This window comes from Psychrobacter sp. ASPA161_6 (assembly GCF_051970285.1).
GTDB classification, from domain to species: Bacteria; Pseudomonadota; Gammaproteobacteria; order Pseudomonadales; family Moraxellaceae; genus Psychrobacter; species Psychrobacter glaciei.
On the sequence record NZ_JBEFNJ010000004.1, the window covers coordinates 235,662 to 254,719 of the forward strand.

14 protein-coding genes are annotated in these 19,058 nt (G+C 42.4%); 8 read left to right on the plus strand and 6 right to left on the minus strand.

What is annotated here, in order from left to right; translation table 11 throughout:
• Positions 1–51 precede the first annotated feature (51 nt).
• The 3 genes from ACTQ9T_RS12000 to ACTQ9T_RS12010 all read left to right on the plus strand — a co-directional run bounded on the left by ACTQ9T_RS12000 (position 52) and on the right by ACTQ9T_RS12010 (position 5,571).
• Complete coding sequence (locus tag ACTQ9T_RS12000; RefSeq protein ID WP_201588425.1) at positions 52–843, plus strand: ABC transporter permease; 792 nt, start codon at positions 52–54, stop codon at positions 841–843.
• 557 nt (positions 844–1,400) lie between these two features.
• A complete protein-coding gene (locus ACTQ9T_RS12005) occupies positions 1,401–3,098 on the plus strand; it encodes an AMP-binding protein (protein WP_189585026.1) in 1,698 nt (565 codons plus the stop codon).
• 769 nt (positions 3,099–3,867) lie between these two features.
• The gene (locus tag ACTQ9T_RS12010; RefSeq protein WP_201588424.1) at positions 3,868–5,571 is read left to right on the plus strand and encodes an AMP-binding protein; all 1,704 of its coding nucleotides are present in this window, start codon (positions 3,868–3,870) and stop codon (positions 5,569–5,571) included.
• A gap of 141 nt (positions 5,572–5,712) precedes the next feature.
• Here ACTQ9T_RS12010 and ACTQ9T_RS12015 read toward each other — a convergent pair whose 3' ends face one another.
• The 5 genes from ACTQ9T_RS12015 to sohB form a co-directional block, all read right to left on the minus strand.
• Complete coding sequence (locus ACTQ9T_RS12015) at positions 5,713–6,582, minus strand: SDR family oxidoreductase (RefSeq protein ID WP_440465221.1); 870 nt, start codon at positions 6,580–6,582, stop codon at positions 5,713–5,715.
• Between the two features lie 109 nt (positions 6,583–6,691).
• Complete coding sequence (locus ACTQ9T_RS12020; protein ID WP_440465222.1) at positions 6,692–7,450, minus strand: histidine phosphatase family protein; 759 nt, start codon at positions 7,448–7,450, stop codon at positions 6,692–6,694.
• Between the two features lie 48 nt (positions 7,451–7,498).
• Positions 7,499–8,785: a phosphotransferase family protein gene (locus ACTQ9T_RS12025; RefSeq protein WP_440465223.1), complete on the minus strand. Its 1,287-nt coding sequence runs from the start codon at positions 8,783–8,785 to the stop codon at positions 7,499–7,501.
• Between the two features lie 163 nt (positions 8,786–8,948).
• The gene (locus ACTQ9T_RS12030; RefSeq protein ID WP_227676190.1) at positions 8,949–10,199 is read right to left on the minus strand and encodes an acyl-CoA dehydrogenase family protein; all 1,251 of its coding nucleotides are present in this window, start codon (positions 10,197–10,199) and stop codon (positions 8,949–8,951) included.
• A gap of 260 nt (positions 10,200–10,459) precedes the next feature.
• Positions 10,460–11,440 carry a protease SohB gene (sohB, locus tag ACTQ9T_RS12035; protein ID WP_194619802.1) on the minus strand — a complete coding sequence of 327 codons (981 nt, stop codon included), beginning with the start codon at positions 11,438–11,440 and terminating at the stop codon, positions 10,460–10,462.
• Positions 11,441–11,817: 377 nt separating this feature from the next.
• Between sohB and aspS the strand changes: the two genes are divergently transcribed.
• The 4 genes from aspS (at position 11,818) to ACTQ9T_RS12055 (ending at position 16,565) form a co-directional block, all read left to right on the plus strand.
• Positions 11,818–13,632: an aspartate--tRNA ligase gene (aspS, locus tag ACTQ9T_RS12040; protein ID WP_194619804.1), complete on the plus strand. Its 1,815-nt coding sequence runs from the start codon at positions 11,818–11,820 to the stop codon at positions 13,630–13,632.
• Between the two features lie 79 nt (positions 13,633–13,711).
• The gene (locus tag ACTQ9T_RS12045; protein WP_440465310.1) at positions 13,712–14,716 is read left to right on the plus strand and encodes a lysophospholipid acyltransferase family protein; all 1,005 of its coding nucleotides are present in this window, start codon (positions 13,712–13,714) and stop codon (positions 14,714–14,716) included.
• A gap of 180 nt (positions 14,717–14,896) precedes the next feature.
• A complete protein-coding gene (locus tag ACTQ9T_RS12050; protein WP_194620402.1) occupies positions 14,897–15,643 on the plus strand; it encodes a glycosyltransferase in 747 nt (248 codons plus the stop codon).
• 64 nt (positions 15,644–15,707) lie between these two features.
• Positions 15,708–16,565: a hypothetical protein gene (locus ACTQ9T_RS12055; RefSeq protein ID WP_440465224.1), complete on the plus strand. Its 858-nt coding sequence runs from the start codon at positions 15,708–15,710 to the stop codon at positions 16,563–16,565.
• Here the strand turns inward: ACTQ9T_RS12055 and ACTQ9T_RS12060 are convergent.
• Positions 16,562–17,689 (minus strand): glycosyltransferase, encoded by a 1,128-nt coding sequence (locus ACTQ9T_RS12060; RefSeq protein ID WP_440465225.1) that lies wholly within the window; start codon positions 17,687–17,689, stop codon positions 16,562–16,564. The two genes, ACTQ9T_RS12055 and ACTQ9T_RS12060, sit on opposite strands and share 4 nt — an antisense overlap.
• A gap of 334 nt (positions 17,690–18,023) precedes the next feature.
• Here ACTQ9T_RS12060 and ACTQ9T_RS12065 point away from each other — a divergent pair, with 334 nt between their 5' ends.
• Entirely contained in the window at positions 18,024–19,025 is a 1,002-nt protein-coding gene (locus ACTQ9T_RS12065) for a capsular polysaccharide biosynthesis protein (RefSeq protein WP_440465226.1), read from the plus strand.
• Positions 19,026–19,058: the final 33 nt, after the last annotated feature.

Sequence of the window (19,058 nt, forward strand, 5' to 3'; positions counted from 1 at the left end):
CGCCCCTAATACTTATTTCCCTCACCTTAACGACATTAATAATGAGCAGCTATGAGCGGTACGGATGATATGCAAATATTCCTCACTTACGGTGATATTGCGCTTGCCAGCAGCTTAATTATTATCGTCCTTATCCTGTCATGGCGACTACGCTTAACATTAACCAAAACACTATTAACAGCGGCTATTCGTACTATAGTCCAGCTGAGCTTTATCGGTTTGATTCTGGCATGGATTTTTGCTCGTGAGCAATGGTATGAAGTCCTTCTCATACTGACTATCATGACCTTGATTGCAGGAGGTGCAGCCAAAAATCGTGTCAAGCGCAGCTACAAAGGTTTATTCATCGATACCCTCCTCGCTGTCAGCCTATCAGCCGTATTGGTCACCAGTATCGCCATCTTTGTGATATTAAGAGTGCAGCCGTGGTATACGCCGCAATTTGTCATCCCTATATTGGGCTTAATACTAGGCAACTCTTTAACCGCCATCTCATTGACCAGCAATCAGTTGATTGAAGCTTTTCATGAGCAGCAAGGACGTATCGAAATGATGCTCAGCCTCTCTGCCAGGCCCTTTGAAGCCGTGCATGAGCAGATACGAGCGGCCATCATCAATGGTATGACCCCAACGCTGAACTCTATGCTGGTAGTTGGTATTGTCAGCTTGCCAGGGATGATGACAGGACAAATACTGGCGGGTGCAGATCCTACTCAAGCGGTACGCTATCAAATTGTCACGATGTTTTTAATCTGTGTTAGCAGCACTTTAGGATGCACTATTAGCGCCTTACTCATTTATCGACGCTTTTTTAATAAACATGAGCAGTTCCTTTCACCGTAATATAAGCGGCTGAATTTAGAATTGATACAGGCTACTGTGATAAATTTTCATAGCCTCAATTTTAGTGACACATGTTTATTGACGTATCTATTTTATTAAAAGTCGGCTATAGTTTTGAGATAGCGCTTTGATAGATTATCAACCTCGTCATAATTAGACTTGTTTCTCCTACACCACATATCAACTGTATCTCTTAGTATATTTTATGTACTACTCAGTATCACATACTGGTATTGTTTTAAACCATATTCATGCTAATGTATTGTTTAAATATATCGTTCTTTTGATACTTTGGTTGTAAATAACAGATTAAAAATATTCGGAATAAATACTGTTTTTGTTACCCAGCCATTTTTTCATCTTAGTTAATTATTTACCCCAAAAATAGTTAATTAGAACCATATAATAGCGAAAATTTTACCAACCAGTTGATAAATAAGGATGTTATCGCTCTTAGCGGACACCAGTCCACGTCAGCACTGATTTATTTTGTTGATGCGGATATGACTGCTTTCTCACTAAACTTTAACCTATATTAACTCGCAAGGACGCTGACTATGACGTTAAATAAACCTTGGCTTGCCCAATATCCGGCAGGCGTACCGAAGTCGATCGACCCAGATAAATATAACAGCATAGTAGAGCTATACGAAGAATGCTTTGATCGCTTCCGCATGCATCCAATGAGTATCTGTATGGGCGTTACTCATACGTATGATGACATTGACAAGGCGTCACTAGCCGTTGCTGCATGGTTACAAGCTCAAGACTTACCTCAAGGCACGGTGGTTGCACTGATGATGCCAAACGTCCCGCAATATTTGCCGACGATGATTGGTATCTTGCGTGCCGGTTACGCCTGTACGCCTGTCAATCCACTCTATACGGGTCGTGAGCTGCGCCATCAATTAAATGACTCAGGTGCTAAGGTTATTTTTGTGGTTGATAACTTTGCCCAAGCGCTTGAGCAAGTCATCGACGAGACCAATATTAAGCGTATTGTCCTCTCAAAAATGGGCGATATGATGGGTCTAAAAGGTATCTTAGTGAATACCATCATTCGTCAGGTAAAACGTCTCGTACCTAAATACAAGCTTGATGATCCTAAGCATGAGATAACCAAGTTTCCTGACGTCCTTAAAAAAGGTAGAAACCTGCCATTCCAAAAGCCGAAACTGTCTTTGGATAAAACGGCCTTTTTACAATATACCGGTGGTACAACGGGTCTGTCTAAGGGAACCATTTTAACTCAGCGTAATATCGTAGCCGCTGCTATGCAGTCTGAAGCGTGGTTCCGCCCTATTACTTCAGAAATTAACGAGGTATACATCAATCTGGTTATGGCTTTACCGCTATATCATATTTTTGCCTCTATGCTTAGTATGTTAGGCATGCGCTCGGGCCACACTTTTATCTTGATACCTAACCCGCGAGATATACCAGGTTTTATCAAGACCTTGTCAAAACAGCCGTTCCATATATTCCCTGCCGTTAATACTTTATTTAAAGGATTACTTGATAATCCAAACTTTAAAAATTTAGATTTTAGCACCCTGCACCTCTCACAGGCAGGTGGTATGGCAGCCACTCCGCAAACAGCCGCACGTTGGTTGGAGGTCACGGGTTGTCCGATGATTGAAGGCTGGGGTATGACTGAAGGTGTGGCAGTAGGTACTAACAACTTAGTAACTGACCGCAATTTTAACGGCACTATCGGCTTACCACTTCCGAGTGTCGATGTCATTATGATCGATGATGATGGCAATCGTGTGGGTCTGAACCAAGCTGGCGAGATGTGTGTCAAAGGTCCTAACACAACGTCAGGTTATCTCAACAGAGACAGTAGTGATGACTTTACTAGCGATGGTTACTTCCGTACTGGTGATATCGTCAGCATGGATGAAAAAGGCTATATCACCTTATTAGATCGTAAAAAGGATATGATTTTGGTCTCAGGCTTTAACGTATATCCGAATGAGATTGAGTCTGTGATGCTCGAGTGTGACGGTATTATTGATTGTGCAGTCATTGGTATTCCTGACGAACATCAGGGCGAAGCGGTAAAAATTTATATCGTGCCAGAGGATAACAACGTCACCAAAAGTGTCATCAAAGAGTTTGCATTGGATAATTTGACCGGCTATAAATGTCCACGTCATATCGAATTTGTCAGCGAACTACCAAAGAGTAACGTCGGTAAAGTATTGCGTCAAAAATTGCGTGAAAGGCATGATGCAGATCATCCTCAGTCATAAACAAGCTGAATAAATTTACATATAGCAGCCACATAAATTTAGACATAAAAAGCGCTTCACATAAATTGTGAAGCGCTTTTTTTGCTCAGCTATTCAAAATGAGGACACGCCCTAAACTTAGAGTCTGCTGAACATCTTATTTTTTCTAATGAGCAAATTATCCTGACCACCAAGATAGGATTCTGTTCGGAAAAAAACATCAACAGATTGTAACAGTAACTTCAAAGCATACTCCTTGAGCGCTGCCGTTTAGAACGGCACAGGACATAAAGAAATAAGACTTAGTTATTTTTTCTGTGATATAGAACAGCTTATCCCAACTTATCTACCACTCATCCTTTTTGATTTACAACACATATGACTTCATTTATCAAATTTATATATGGACTGTGAAGTACGCTTATCATAATATCGAATTCAGTTGTAGTTGTGTTAGTGTGTTGCCAAAATATGTCAGTCAATGTTCTAAAGTTTTAATTGATAAGGTTTTTATTGAAAGTGACTTACAAGGGTTATTGAGGCATGACGATATTTTTTAAGTGACATTTTAATCATCAAATGTACTTATTTACCGTTTAATCTACAAGGCAGATCATTCTTTGTGATTGGACAAAATTGTATAAAGGCCACCGTATGTTAGCAGTCAGTTAATAGTTAGGATAGCACTCAGCACTGCATTGCTTACCATGCGATGATTTATGTTGTTGACAGGGATGTGACTACTTTCTTATAAGACCTTAACTTATATTAATATTTAAGGACGCTAAATATGACCGTGAATAAACCTTGGCTTGCTCAATATCCTGCAAGCGTACCCAAGACAATCGATCCTGATCAGTACGAAAACCTGATAGAACTCTATGAGGAATGCTTTGATCGCTTCCGTCTGCATCCAATGTCTATCTGCATGGGTGTGACACACACTTATGGAGACGTTGATAAAGCCTCACTAGCGGTTGCTGCATGGTTGCAAGCCCAAGGTATTCCCAAAGGCAGTGTGGTCGCCCTCATGATGCCAAACGTGCCGCAGTACTTGCCAACGATGATTGGTATTTTGCGCGCAGGTTATATTTGCACACCTATCAATCCGCTCTACACTGGTCGTGAGCTGCGTCATCAACTGAATGATTCGGGCGCTCAGATTATATTTGTGGTCGATAACTTTGCCCAAGCACTTGAGCAAGTCATCGATGAGACAGCCATCAAACGTATTGTCCTCTCAAAAATGGGCGATATGATGGGTCTTAAAGGTATCTTGGTCAATACGGTTATTCGTCAAGTAAAACGCCTTGTACCCAAGTACAAGCTTGACGACCCTAAACACGAGGTAACCAAATTCCCTGACGTTCTCAAAAAAGGCAGAAACTTACCGTTTCAAGCACAAAAGACCTCTTTAGAGCAAAAGGCTATTTTACAGTACACTGGTGGTACCACAGGGCTGTCTAAAGGCGCTGTGCTGTCGCAGCGTAACGTAGTAGCAGCAGCGCTACAGTCAGAGGCGTGGTATCGCCCTGTGACTTCAGAAATCAATGAAGTTTATATCAATATGGTTATGGCCCTGCCGCTCTATCATATTTTTGCTTTTATGCTTAGCCTATTGGGTATGCGTTCAGGATATACCTTTATTTTAGTACCAAATCCGCGTGATATGCCAGGCTTTGTCAAAACACTGTCAAAACAACCCTTCCATATTTTTCCTGCGGTTAATACGCTATTTAAAGGCCTGCTCGATCAACCAAACTTCAAAGATCTCAATTTTAGCTCGTTGCGTATTTCGCAAGCTGGTGGTATGGCTGCTACCGAGCAAACGGCTAAACGCTGGTTAGAAGTGACTGGCTGTCCAATGGTTGAAGGCTGGGGCATGACCGAAGGTGTCGCTGCAGGTACTGCCAACGTCATCACTGATCGTAAGTTCAACGGTACGATCGGCATACCAGTCCCTAGCGTCGACATCATCGTTGTGGACGACAATGGTGAACGTTTAGGACTACATCAAGCGGGTGAGATGTGTATCAAAGGACCAAATGTCACGTCAGGTTACTTTAATAAAGACAACAGCGATGACTTTACTAGCGATGGTTATTTCCGTACTGGTGATATCATTAGCATGGATGAAAAAGGCTACATTACCTTATTAGATCGCAAAAAAGACATGATTTTGGTATCAGGCTTTAACGTCTTTCCGAATGAAATTGAATCTGTCATGCTTGATTGTGATGGCATTATTGATTGTGCAGTGATTGGTATTCCTGATGAAAACCAAGGGGAAGCGGTTAAAATTTATATCGTTCCTGTAGACAATAATGTTAGCAAAAGCGATATCAAAGAGTTTGCGCTAGATAATTTGACTGGCTATAAATGTCCGCGTCATATTGAGTTTGTGAGTGAACTGCCTAAGAGTAATGTGGGTAAAGTACTGCGTCAAAAGCTACGTGAGCAGCATATGCTAGACAACCCACAAACCTTCTCATAATGAAGATAAAGCCTTACCATAAGGTTCATTATTGATGTATCGCTAAATGGATGCATTAGTAATAACTCCATAAGAAAAAAGCCCTCTACATCATCTGTAAAGGGCTTTTTATTATCTGAATTTATGTCAATCTAAACACCGTTAACTCAGTTTATTGAGTACTTGTAATGGTAAATGTTTCATTGCATGACTGACCATAGACCAAGGCAAGCTAGGCACGCAAGCTTCTTGAACACCCGCTTCGATTGCAGCAACCATTGCTTTGGTACCCGTATCAACATCTACTTCGAACGGTAACGGCTTGGCATTTTCGTTGATTTCAGTACGAATATAGCCTGGATAAATAGTAGAAACTTTAATCGGCAATTTGGTCAATAGCATATCAGCTCGAATACCTTCTGCCAAATGAGCCAGCCCCGCTTTAGTCGCACCGTAGGTGGTCAGATGCCTAGGTAGACCACGCATCGCTGACATACTCGATATCACCACCAAATGACCACTATTCTGTGCTCGAAAAATACCCATGGCGGCTTCACACTGTGCCAGCGCTGAAATAAAGTTAATCTCAGCAGTGCGGCGATTGGTCTCAAAACGACCTTTACCGATACGGCGACTCTCACCGACACCAGCATTGACCACAACACGATCGATACCACCAAAGTCAGCGGCAAAAGCATCGAAAACCTCAAAAACTGCATCGTAATCACTGACGTCTAATACTCGATATTCAACGCGAATATTGGGATAAGCTGCCATCAATTCTGACTTCAAGCTCTCTAAGCGATCAGTACGACGGGCACAGATAGCAAGGTTGTAGCCAAGCTTGGCAAACAGTCGAGCCATGCCCTCGCCTAAGCCTGAGCTAGCACCAGTGATTAAAATGGTTTTATCACGTCCTACTTGCTGCTTATTTAAGCCTTTAAGATAGCGTGACGGTTGAATCGCACTCAATACCTGTTGCTGACTTTGCTTAGTACCTTTTGTGACTAAGCTCATTAATTGGTTTTTCATAAACAATCCTTTGTATATCAATAACGAAATAGCTTTCACACGCCCTAACCACTAAATCGCGGATATGTATTCAGCGCCTTATATGTCGCCAAAATAACAGTTTTTTCGTCTATCGCCAAGTGACAAAGCGTTTTCCGTCAGCAAACAAGTGACTATATTCATTAAGAGACATTAGGCGTGTACTCTGATCTTTTAGCGTAATAGACGTCACCCCTGTATTGACCAAGCTTTTATTGAGCTGATAAGCAGTCTGGCTACCTTGCTGCAATAGCTGCGCGGTAATAGCAGCGATCACGCCGCCTGAGGTAAAGACTAATACTGTACTATGGTGATCTAAGCTTAAGCTCGCCACTTGCATACGTATTTGCTCAACTGCTTGTTGGGCACGGCTGCTAAACTGTGACCAACTCTCAAGATAGTCATGGTCATCATCACCCGCATGCCAGCGCTGCATCGCTCGATCGAACAGTTCAGCTAGACGCGTCGCTGGAACATCTGCCTTTGCAATTTCAATCGCAATGGCTGCTTTACTAGCAAAAGCAGGACTGGATTTGACCAATACATCTTTGTGATTAAACTCATCAAACTGCGGAATGATGTAGCTGTCAGGCTCATCTATATCGAGTGCGGCTAAAATGGGTGCCTCGTTGCTGTTATCCATAGAGGACTGGTAGCTCTCCCAAAAATGTCGCGCCGAGTCTTGCTGCCGTACTAAGCTGCCACTAAAAATAGCGTCGATTCTGCGCTGAGTCGTCGCATAATGCTGACCGAGCATTTGCGCTTGAATACTGCCTAGCTCTGAGAGCTGATCATAATTTTCTTGTCCAAATGATGCTTGACCATGACGTGCCAAAAGTATGGTTGTCATAAATAATCCCTTTTGATTGTATTCACTAAATGGCTGCTTTTAAGAAAATTAATTGTCAGAGGCATCCGTACTTTTAGCAAAATAGCCTTTTGGTAAAATACCTTTGACCACTTTTTGTACTGGGCTTGGTAGCTGTTCAATCGTTTGTGCGTCGATACCCATGTCTTTTAGATGCGGCTGTACATGAGTATTAAACAGCATCTCACCTTCATACTGCGCTATCAGCTTTAGACATTTAGCGTGTAATACATGGACGATAAGCCAAAAATTCTTAAAGGCTGGATTGGTCGTTTGTTTATTATAGTAGCGATAGTAAATTTGCTGGACAATGCCCGCCAGACGGAATAGACCAAACACTTCATAAAAGGTCCAGTTGGCTATCTCTAAGCCCGTTTTTTCAAGATAATAGTCGACCACTTCATCACGGGTCATCATACCTTTTAGATGTGTTGGCTGACGGCGTGACTGCTGCATGACGATGTTGTCATCTGCTTCAATCCAGTAAGCCAAGGCGCTGCCCAAATCCATCAAAGGATCGCCAAGAGTTGCCATTTCCCAATCGAGTACACCAATCACTTTGGTCGGGTCGTCAGCTGCCAAAATCACATTATCAAAGCGCCAATCGTTGTGAATAACGCAAGTTTTGCTATCAGCAGGCGTGTGCTTGCCAAGCCATTGACGTACCAGTGCAAAGCTTGGTACGTTAGGTGTTTTGGCTTTGACATAACGTTTATCCCAGCCCGTGACTTGGCGCTCACAATAACCGTCACCACGACCCAGCGTGACCAAATCAGGATGTTCGGTATAATCCACTTGATGTAATTCAACCAAAGCGTCAATCACATTGGTACATAATGTACGGGTCTGCGCTTCGTCTAAATCAATGCCTTTGGGTAAATTGGCACGAGGAATGATGCCTTCCATGCGCTCCATGACATAAAAATCGGCACCAATGACAGTTTCATCGGTACATAAGGCAATCATTTTGGGTACATAGGGATAAGCATCTTTTAATGCTTTTTGTACGGTATATTCACGTACCATATCGTGCGCTGACTTGGCTTTGGTGCCTTTTGGTGGACGACGCAAGATTAAATCTTGGCTCTCGCCTTCACCCTCATATTGCAGACGATACGTCCAGTTTGACGCGCCGCCTGAAAATTGCGTGACCGTTGGCTCGCCTTTTATATCGACACCTTGCTCACGTAGCCAGTTGCTGACTGCTTGGGCGTCGAGCTCTTCGCCCTCGCGGACATCACCGCCTTTATCAAGTACTTTATTATTAGTTGCGCTGTTTGTCATGCCAGTATTGTTGGCATGGTTATCAGTTGCCATGAGACATTCCTTATCATGTGGTCATTTATTTTTATAACATATATCAGTGATGAAAAATTCACTATCAAATATTGATAGTGAATTTTTCATTGGGTTTTACGTCAGGCCTATTATTAAACGAATGGCGATTGAAGCCGATGACTACGTTGGTTAGTAAGCACAATTATGCTTTGGCAGGTTTAGACGGACGGCTAAAACCTTGGCGCTTGAGCTCTAACTTAGCAATCATGGTTTTATGCACTTCATCAGGGCCATCCGCTAAACGTAATACACGTGCTTGCGCATAAAAGCTTGGCAGCATCGTATCTTGGCAAACGCCCATTCCACCATGAATTTGAATCGCCATATCAACCACTTCTTGCAACACCGTCGGCGCAACCACTTTAATAGCAGAAATTTCAGTCAATGCGGCTTTTGTACCTTGCGCGTCCATTTTTTGCGCGGCATACAAAGTCAGCAGACGTGCTTGGTCAATCTTGATACGCGCTTCAGCGATACGCTCAAAATTACCACCCAACTGTAATAATGGTTTGCCAAAGGCCGTACGTGACATGCCACGCTTAACTGCCAACTCTAGAGATTTTTCAGCAGCGCCAATACAACGCATGCAATGATGAATACGACCTGGCCCTAGACGACCCTGCGCAATCTCAAAGCCCATACCTGGTCCACCGATAAAGTGACTGACCGGCACGCGTACATCATTAAAGCTGACTTCGCCATGACCATGCGGTGCATCATAATCGCCAAATACTTTGAGCATACGCTCGATATTGACACCCGCTGTTTTCGCTGGCACCAATACCATAGAATGCTGCTGATGACGACCTTTGCTCTCATCAGGGGTGTAAGCCATCACAATCAGCACATCGACCGCAGGATCGCCAAGACCAGATGACCACCATTTGCTGCCATTGATGATGATCTCATCACCGTCAACTACGGCTGTGGCTTGCATATTGGTCGCATCGCTTGAAGCAACATCAGGTTCTGTCATACAAAAAACTGAACGAGTTTTACCCTCTAAAATCGGCATCATCCATTTGTCTTGCTGCTCTTGCGAGCCATAGCGCCATAACAATTCCATATTGCCGCTATCAGGAGCATTACAGTTAAATACATAAGGCGCAAGTAAACTGCGACCGGTCAACTCTGCAATGGGTGCGTAATCGGTCACTGAAAGCCCAGCACCTAAAGTATCATCGGGTAAGAATAGATTCCACAAACCCGCTTCGCGTGCTTGCTTACGCAGGCTTTCGTACTTTTCTGGCCACTGCCAGTTTTTCCAATTGCCATCCGGATTTTGCGCATGGCATTCTTGCCAAAACTGCGCTTCGATCGGCTCAATTTGGGTTTCGATAAATGCTTTGACTTTGGCGTGCATGGCTTGACCATGTTCTGTTGCCGTAAACATCAATGTATTGTCAGACATAGGTGACATCCTTTTCTTTGTTGATTATTTTCATCAAACTTTGATTAAAAAGTTGATGGAATCTTTATAGTGTACGTACGTATACTGTCTTCTGTATGCATCATTTATAACACAGCAATTATTATTAAACAGCAAAAAGGCGCGACCAGCTAGGACACGCCTTTTACAAAACACAAACAATGCATCGATAAGAATCAAAACCCTAAAATACTATATATCCATTAATACAATGATATCTAACGCTATTTTAGGATATTTAAACGACTATTAAAATCAAAACGTGCTAACGCATCTGGCAGCTTATTAATTGCTAAGCTTACGGTCGCTTCTGCCGCTTGAGCCAATCCTAACTTTTCAGCGAGGGTTGGTTTTTGGCGTGAGTGCAATGCGTATACTTCATTGTCTTCCATACGCTCTAAAATATAGCTGTCTGAGGTTTGCAAGCTATCGATCAAGTTAAGTTTTAATGCATCTTCGCCATACCAATGCTCTCCAGTGGCCACTTTTGCGACATCCAGTGTTGGACGATAGTTATTCACAAAGTGTTTGAATAGCTCGTGCGTCTGCTCCAGCTCTTCTTGATATTTGGCACGATCTTCGGCATCGTTTTCGCCAAAGACAGTGACTGTGCGCTTGTAATCACCAGCAGTAAACATCTCATAATCGACGTCATGGTTTTTTAGCCATTTATGGAAGTTTGGCAATTGTGATACCACACCGATTGAGCCAATAATGGCAAATGGTGCCGCCACTACCTTATCCGCGACGCACGCCATCATATAGCCACCGCTCGCTGCGACTTTATCGACACAGACAGTTAACTTTAGACCAGCATCTTTCAGACGTACCAGCTGTGCTGCCGCTAACCCATAACCATGCACCAAACCACCGCCTGATTCAAGGCGTACCACTACCTCATCACCTTTGTTAGCCGCACTGATTAACGTGCTAATTTCTTCGCGAAGATGCTTAACCGCGGTTGCTTTGATATCACCATCAAAGTCTAGAACGAAAACTTGTGACTTATCATCGGCATTTTTTTTCTTATTTTTGGTTTTTGCTTTTAATGCCTGTTTGGCTGTTTTAGCCATCGTTTTTCTGAACTGCTTAAGAGCCGCTTTACCTTGCGTGGCTTCCATTAAGTCTTCACGGCGTTGTTCTTGGTTTTTATTCAAATGAATAACCCGTAATTCAACAGGATTTTTGGCAGGATGAAAAAGCATGAGCAGTATTCCTTACATTATTAAGATAACTTTATTGAGATAAATTTAATAGGATCAATAGGATTTTATAAGTGAGCTTGATATGTGCACAGCGGCTCATGTTTTCAAGCAAAATGACAATATTTAACCCAATGCAGATGTTACGGGATAAATACCCTCGATACCGAAGCATTCCTGCGTTTTGATTGGACTCAGCTGGTTGTATAACAAGGGCAGATTAGGCATAATATGCGTTTATATCATATTTTCTGCAGCCAACGTGATGACCATTTGTCTTAATCGCGTTGTTTGTGCTTTTTTTTGCGCATCGCTTGAATCGTGCAACAATGGCTGCATTATTGTATTTCGAATTGGGCTGACAACTGGATAATTATATTATGACGCATAGCGAATACCGAGACGAATATTGCGGAGCCGTAACCGAAAGCTTACTTGAGCAAACCATTAATATCGTAGGCTGGGTACATCGTCGTCGCGATCACGGTGGCGTAATTTTCTTAGACATGCGTGACCGCGCGGGCATCTTGCAGGTCGTCATTGACCCTGATACCCCAGAAGCTTTTGCGATTGCTGATGCTGTACGTCCTGAATATGTGCTAAAAATTACTGGCCGTGTACGTCGCCGTTATGAAGGTACTGAAAACAATAGCATGACCAGTGGTCAAATTGAGCTGTTGGCTAAAGAAATTGAAGTGTTGGCGAAATCTGAAACACCGCCATTCCCATTGAATGACGAAAAAACCACAGTTTCAGAAGACTTGCGTCTAAAATATCGTTACCTTGATATGCGCCGTCCGCAAATGCAAGAGCGTATGGTTTTCCGCGCCAAAGCGACCTCAGCGATTCGTCGTTATTTAGACGATCATGGTTTCTTGGATGTTGAGACGCCTATTTTGACTCGTGCGACGCCAGAAGGTGCTCGTGACTATCTTGTGCCTTCACGTACACGCCCAGGTAACTTCTTTGCATTACCACAGTCGCCACAGCTGTTTAAGCAACTGTTAATGGTGTCAGGTTTTGACCGTTATTATCAAATCGCTAAATGCTTCCGTGATGAAGATTTACGTGCCGATCGTCAGCCTGAATTTACTCAGGTGGATATTGAGACTTCTTTCTTAAATGAAGAAGAAATCATGAACATCAACGAAGGTCTGATCAAGCATTTGTTCAAGACTATGATGGACGTTGAGTTTGAGCAGTTCCCTCGTATGACTTACGCAGAAGCAATGCGTGACTATGCTTCAGACAAGCCTGATTTACGTATTCCACTAAAACTGGTCGACGTTGCAGATTTGATGAAAGATGTTGACTTTAAAGTGTTCGCAGGTCCTGCTAACGATCCTAAAGGTCGTGTTGCTGCTCTACGTATCCCTGGTGGCGCATCGATTAGCCGTAAGCAAATCGATGCCTATACCAAGTTTGTCGGTATTTATGGCGCACGTGGTTTGGCTTACATCAAAGTCAATGACGCTAGCAGCGTCAACAATGGCGTTGACCAAGAATCTGGTCTACAATCTCCTATCATCAAAAATATGACCGATGATGTATTGGTAAGCTTGATTGAGCGTACTGGTGCAGAAGACGGCGATATTATCTTTTTTGGTGCGGATAAAGCCAGTGTCGTTAATGACGCAATCGGTGCTCTACGTCAAAAAATTGGTCTAGACCTTGAAATGACGACTTGTGAATGGGCACCACTTTGGGTCACTGATTTCCCAATGTTTGAAGAGACTGACGATGGTCGTTGGACGTCAATGCATCATCCGTTCACCAAGCCTAAAGGCTCAGTTGAAGAGTTGAAAAACAACCCAGAATCGGCCCTATCTATCGCATATGATATGGTATTAAACGGTACTGAAGTGGGTGGTGGTAGCTTACGTATCAATACCTTTGATATGCAGCAAGCCGTACTTGAAGCTTTAGGTATCGGCGAGCAAGAAGCTGAAGACAAGTTTGGTTTCTTACTCGATGCATTGAAATTTGGTGCGCCACCGCATGGCGGTTTAGCCTTCGGTTTGGATCGCCTAATTATGCTTATGGTAGGCGCAGAGTCTATTCGTGACGTGATTGCCTTCCCAAAAACTAAAACTGCTGAGTGCCCATTAACCCAAGCCCCTGCTGAAGTTGATAGCAAGCAGCTACGTGATCTTGGTATTCGTGTGCGCGAAAAAGCTCAGGCTGATGCCAAATAACCTGTTCAATAATTGGTCTCATGATGCTCAGATCTGTTTTACATTGTTTGTTACATGATTCATCACCATGCGAATGGTCATGAATCCGTATCATATTTTCAAATTCGTGCCATTATCTGTGTTGCAGATATTGGCACGTTTTGTTGCGTGGGTGATTATAAAAATACCCAGTCTGAGTATCATGCGTACCGTCAATATTAATATAGCACTGACCCGCCACGAGTTACCAGACAATGAAAAACGATCCTTAGTCAAAGATATTATTTACCACCAATGTATGACCAGTATTGAGTCTATCAAGAGCTGGGCAATGCCACCTGAGTGGAGTATCGCTCAAATACAAGATGTGCATAACAAAGACATTCTTTTAGAAGGACTGGCTAGCCCGAATGGTATGCTCGCTATCGTACCGCATTTGGGTACGTGGGAGATCATGAATGCTTGGCTCAATCAATTTGGCTCACCAACCATCATGTACAAGCCCGTTAAGGGTAATATGACTGATGACTTTATACTGCAAGGTCGATCGCGCCTCAATGCAACGCTAGTACCTACTGATGGTAGCGGCGTCAAAGCCATATTCAAAACCCTCAAACAAGGCGGCTTTAGCATTGTATTGCCCGATCATGTTCCTGACCCTTCAGGCGGTGTTGTCGTACCGTTCTTTGGTGTTAAAACGTTAACCAGTACTCTCGCCTCCAAACTCGCTAGCAAGACCAAATGTGCGTTGGTCGGCTTATCTTGTATTCGCCGTGACGATGGTCGTGGTTTTGATATTTATTGTTATAAACTCGATAGTCCGGCCTTATATGACCGTAATACCGAAACAGCAGCTCATGCGCTCAATCAATCTATGGAGCACATGATTAAAGATAACTGTAGCCACTATATGTGGGGCTATCGACGTTTTAAGCGCATCCCAACTTTAGGCAATCCCTACCGTGCTAATGAAACAGTATTGGCAGATTTCATTCGTGCCAATCGAGATCATTTATCTTTGTCTGCTGCCTCGTTAGCGACCAAATCATTACCTCCTGATAGTGATGCTAATCACAAAAACGTACTAAACGAGAATCAGCAGTAATAACCATACAAATTTTTGAACGTTTAAACATATCGTCAATGATAGCTGTGCTAACATTGACTCATACTTTTATGCCTTTTGCTTTTGAGAGTAACATTTTTTCATTCACATCAATACGAATGCACTATGGTAACTGACGTAGCCGAAAATTTATCGACAAATCGCCCGCAAAAAGACACCATGCGTGCTGGACAACGGTATATTATTTGTATGAAATGGGGCGATAAGTACGGCCCTGAATACGTCAATCGTCTGTATAACATGGTCAATCGCCATTTAACGTTAGATTTTCAGATGATCTGCCTAACCGATGACAGTACAGGTATCGACACTGCTATTGCCTGTTACCCTATACCTGAAATGGATTTACCAGATGGTCCTGAACGTGGCTGGAAAAAACTGACGACCTTTAAGCCAAATTTATATGATCTAAAAGGGGTAGCGCTATTTTTAGATATCGATATTGTTATCGTTGATAATATTGATAGTTTTTTTACTTACAAAGCAAAATATAATGATAGCGTCGTCATTATCCGTGACTGGAAAAAACCATGGCGCATGATTGGTAACAGCTCGGTCTATCGCTTTAATATTGGTATGAATACCTATCCCGACTTGCTGGCAAACTTTGAACGTAACTTTGAGACCATTCGTACCCAAGTTCGTCACGAGCAAGCCTATCTATCCAACTACTTACATGAATATCACCACTTAGAGTATTGGGATAAGACATGGTGCGTTAGCTTCAAATACCAATGTATCGCGCCCATTCCCTTTAACCTAGTGCGTAAACCTACTTTGCCTGATGATGCAAAAATCGTTATTTTTCATGGTGAGATCAATCCACCAGACGCCATTGCTGGCGGCGGCGGTAAATGGTATCGACATGTAAAACCAAGCCCATGGTTAAAGAATCACTGGCAATGATCGTTTAAATAATAACGATATTTGAAATCAATTACTGGGAAGAAGTCAACTACTAGGAAATAGTATGGCGCTATACTTGAGGTTACCTGCTACGGCTGGGTTTAATATTGATAATGAGCTCATCGTTATCGATGCTTTTAATGCCAATGAGCCAGAGCAAAGCCTGCACAAGAAAAACGTTAATATTATCGCCTCAGGCCCCTCTATACAGCAGCTACCATTATCAGAGCTGTTGGACACGCCTACTATCTTTGTCAATGGTAGTATCAGTCTAACTGAGAAGTATTGCTTCACCGATATCGTCGGCTATGTCATTAGCGATGCACGCTTTATCCACCATCAACCTGAGATTTTACAGCAGTATTATACTGGTCAACCTCTGTATGCAACGCTAGCTGTGTTTGAAGCGATGGCAACAGCCCTCCCCAATATCATGCGGACTTACCACCATGTCATGCGTGTGTTGTATCCAGTAGACAGACCTTGGGGCGTCAAATCAAATAAGCTATCATTTAGTAAGCTGATTTTTAAGAAAAAGCTACTAAATAGGAAAATGCCGTTATCATACTTTATCAACCATCCAGATTTTATTATTGATGGCAGTTATAAAGCAGTTAATATCGGCGTATCTCTAAATATTACGCATGGCTTTGTAGAGGCAGGAACTGTCGCTTATGTGGCCACACAGTTGGCTTTCTCACGTCATGCGGCTACTATCCACTTATACGGCATCGATTTGCTCAACAGTGAGCAGCCACGCTTCTACGAAAACAAGAACAACAGCGCCCCAAGTATGCTTAGTAAGGTCATGAGCGAGCGCATTGTACCTTCGTTTAACTTGCTAAGTAGAACTTATAAGTCGCATGGTGTCTCTGTCATTAATCACTCCCCTGTCTCCAAAACCCTATTCGATGATCTCTAATATTCATTGCCTGATGAATTCAACACTGAACCAAACGCTAAGTATTGCTGGGCGATGTGATTCGGCAGTAGTTGCTGATTGAGCGATACTATATAGTGTGTTGGATCGTCTATTGCCTGATCGATGAGCATAGCCAACCCATCGATGTCACCTACTGGTACTAAGCTCTTAGCAGGTAACAGCTCCCTTGGACCAAACGGGCAATCAGTACTTATTACAGGTACGTCTAACACTTGCGCCTCAACGATGGTATACCCAAAACCCTCAAACTTAGAGCTCATTATCAGCAAAGCCGCTGAGGCAATCAATGGATAAGGATTGGCTTGAAATCCAAGAAACTTCACACAATCGTCAATGCCAAGCGCCGTAGCTAACTGTTTAATCTCACTCTCCAGCCTCCCCTTACCCACCAAGACTAAAGGATAGCGCCGTGCTGTTTTGGCATAGGCATGCAGTAAGTCGTGATGACCTTTCATGCTATCGAACGAGGCAACTTGAATCATATAGCCTTTATAGGTTATACCGAATTGGCTGAGCGCTAACGATTGCTTGGCGGCTTTCTTTATGTCATCGACAGCGCAAGGATTATAGATGGTCGTCGTCTTATTCACATTGCCTATCAGTGCCAATAAATCCTGACGCGCCCCATCGCTGACGCAGCTACACGGATGGGCGCCATAGACCATTTTTAGATGATTTATAGTCTGTACCGGCGCATCTAATAATGGATTCTGAAACTGCTTAGATAGCGCCGTATGTAGTACATTCACGATATTTGGTAATCGACTATATGCCATGATCCAGTTTATTTTATAGATGTTGGCCAATATCAGATCTGGTGTTCCTATTTGACTCAATACATAATCATCGATACGCCTAGCGACTGCTTCATAGGCCTGTGCTTGGTTAGATTTTGGCTCGATATTTTGCTCAGAAAACACCTCGTCATATGGCACTACATGATGTTGAACACGTGAATCTAATGGCATATCTTGAGTATATTCGAGACAAAGCACATGAACGTTATAATTTAAATCAGCATAAGCACGTGCCAGAGTCGTGACCATGCGCTCAGCGCCGCGACCTTCCAGCGCCTTTAGTATTAATAGAATAATAGGTGGCATCAGGGTCTCAGCTCACAATTTTATTGAAGTATAAGTAGGGAGGATCAGCCAAATGAGTGTATCAATAGTCATAATTATTGCAGCGTTCTGACTTTATATGCTAGTCTCATCTACCTTTAGACCTTTGCTTTTATTGCTTGAAGGATAGTCATGGCTTGTCTGACTTCCCATAGCATAACAAACCATAGCATAGAAAAATAATCATCAATTTTTATTGTATATACCCACTAAACCTTGTCAATACTCATATCAACAAATATCATCGCTGGATTGATGTAGCTAATACAAACATCAGCGTGTTGATAGAACATGTTTACAAAAAATAGGATCAGTCATGAAGCAACCTGACGAGAAAACATTAGATGTTGTCATCGCCTGGGTGGATGGTGCAGATCCCATGCTCAAACAAAAAAGAGAGGGTTATAAATCAGGCAAAGCAGTCGCTTCAGATGCGATAACGGCCACGCGTTTCGCTAGTGACGACGAGATATACTATAATATAGCGTCTATCATTAAATACGTGCCTTTTTGTCGTCATATATATATTGTCACCGACCAACAACGACCAGCATTCATCGATGATTTTGCCAAGCAAAATATCTGTTCAGCAGATAAAATACGTATTGTGGATCATAAAGAGATGTTCGTTGGTTACGAGCAGTTTTTACCCACTTTCAATACCCGATCGATTGAGACGATGATATGGAATATTAAGGAACTGTCTGACTATTTCATCTATATGAATGACGATTTCTTTTTTAATCAGCCCGTGAGGATCAATGACTTTTTGGACGGTGAAAAAATTATCATTCATGGGCAGTGGCGTAAAAGTGCTGCATTAAATGCCAAGCTTAATTTTCGAAAATCTCGCTTCAAACTGTTTGGAACACCGATACAACCGAGGCACACGATAGCGCAAATGTTAAGTGCTAAAATACTTGATATGGATAAATTTTTTGAGATTCATCACTATCCTCATATTGTCGATAAAAATATTTTAAAAGCCCATTTGTTGGATAATCCTCAATTATTGACAGAGCAAATAAAGTACAAATTCAGGAATGTTGCGCAAGTAAACCCCATAACACTGATGAATCATTTAAAAATCCAAAAAGGCCAAGCCGAGTTGAAACCCGATACGTCTATCAACTATCTAAAAAATGAGAAGGGTGTCGAGGACTTTATAACTGATTTGCACAAAGAATCTATCAAATATGGGTGCATACAAAGTCTGGATTTACTTGAAGCGAACTCCTATCAAAAAATTACCACTGCTATGGTGCAAAAATTCTCAGCTTATTTACCCTCGTCATTATTGTTAAATGGCAATAAATAGCAATAAACTTAAAATAATAAACAAAAGACAACC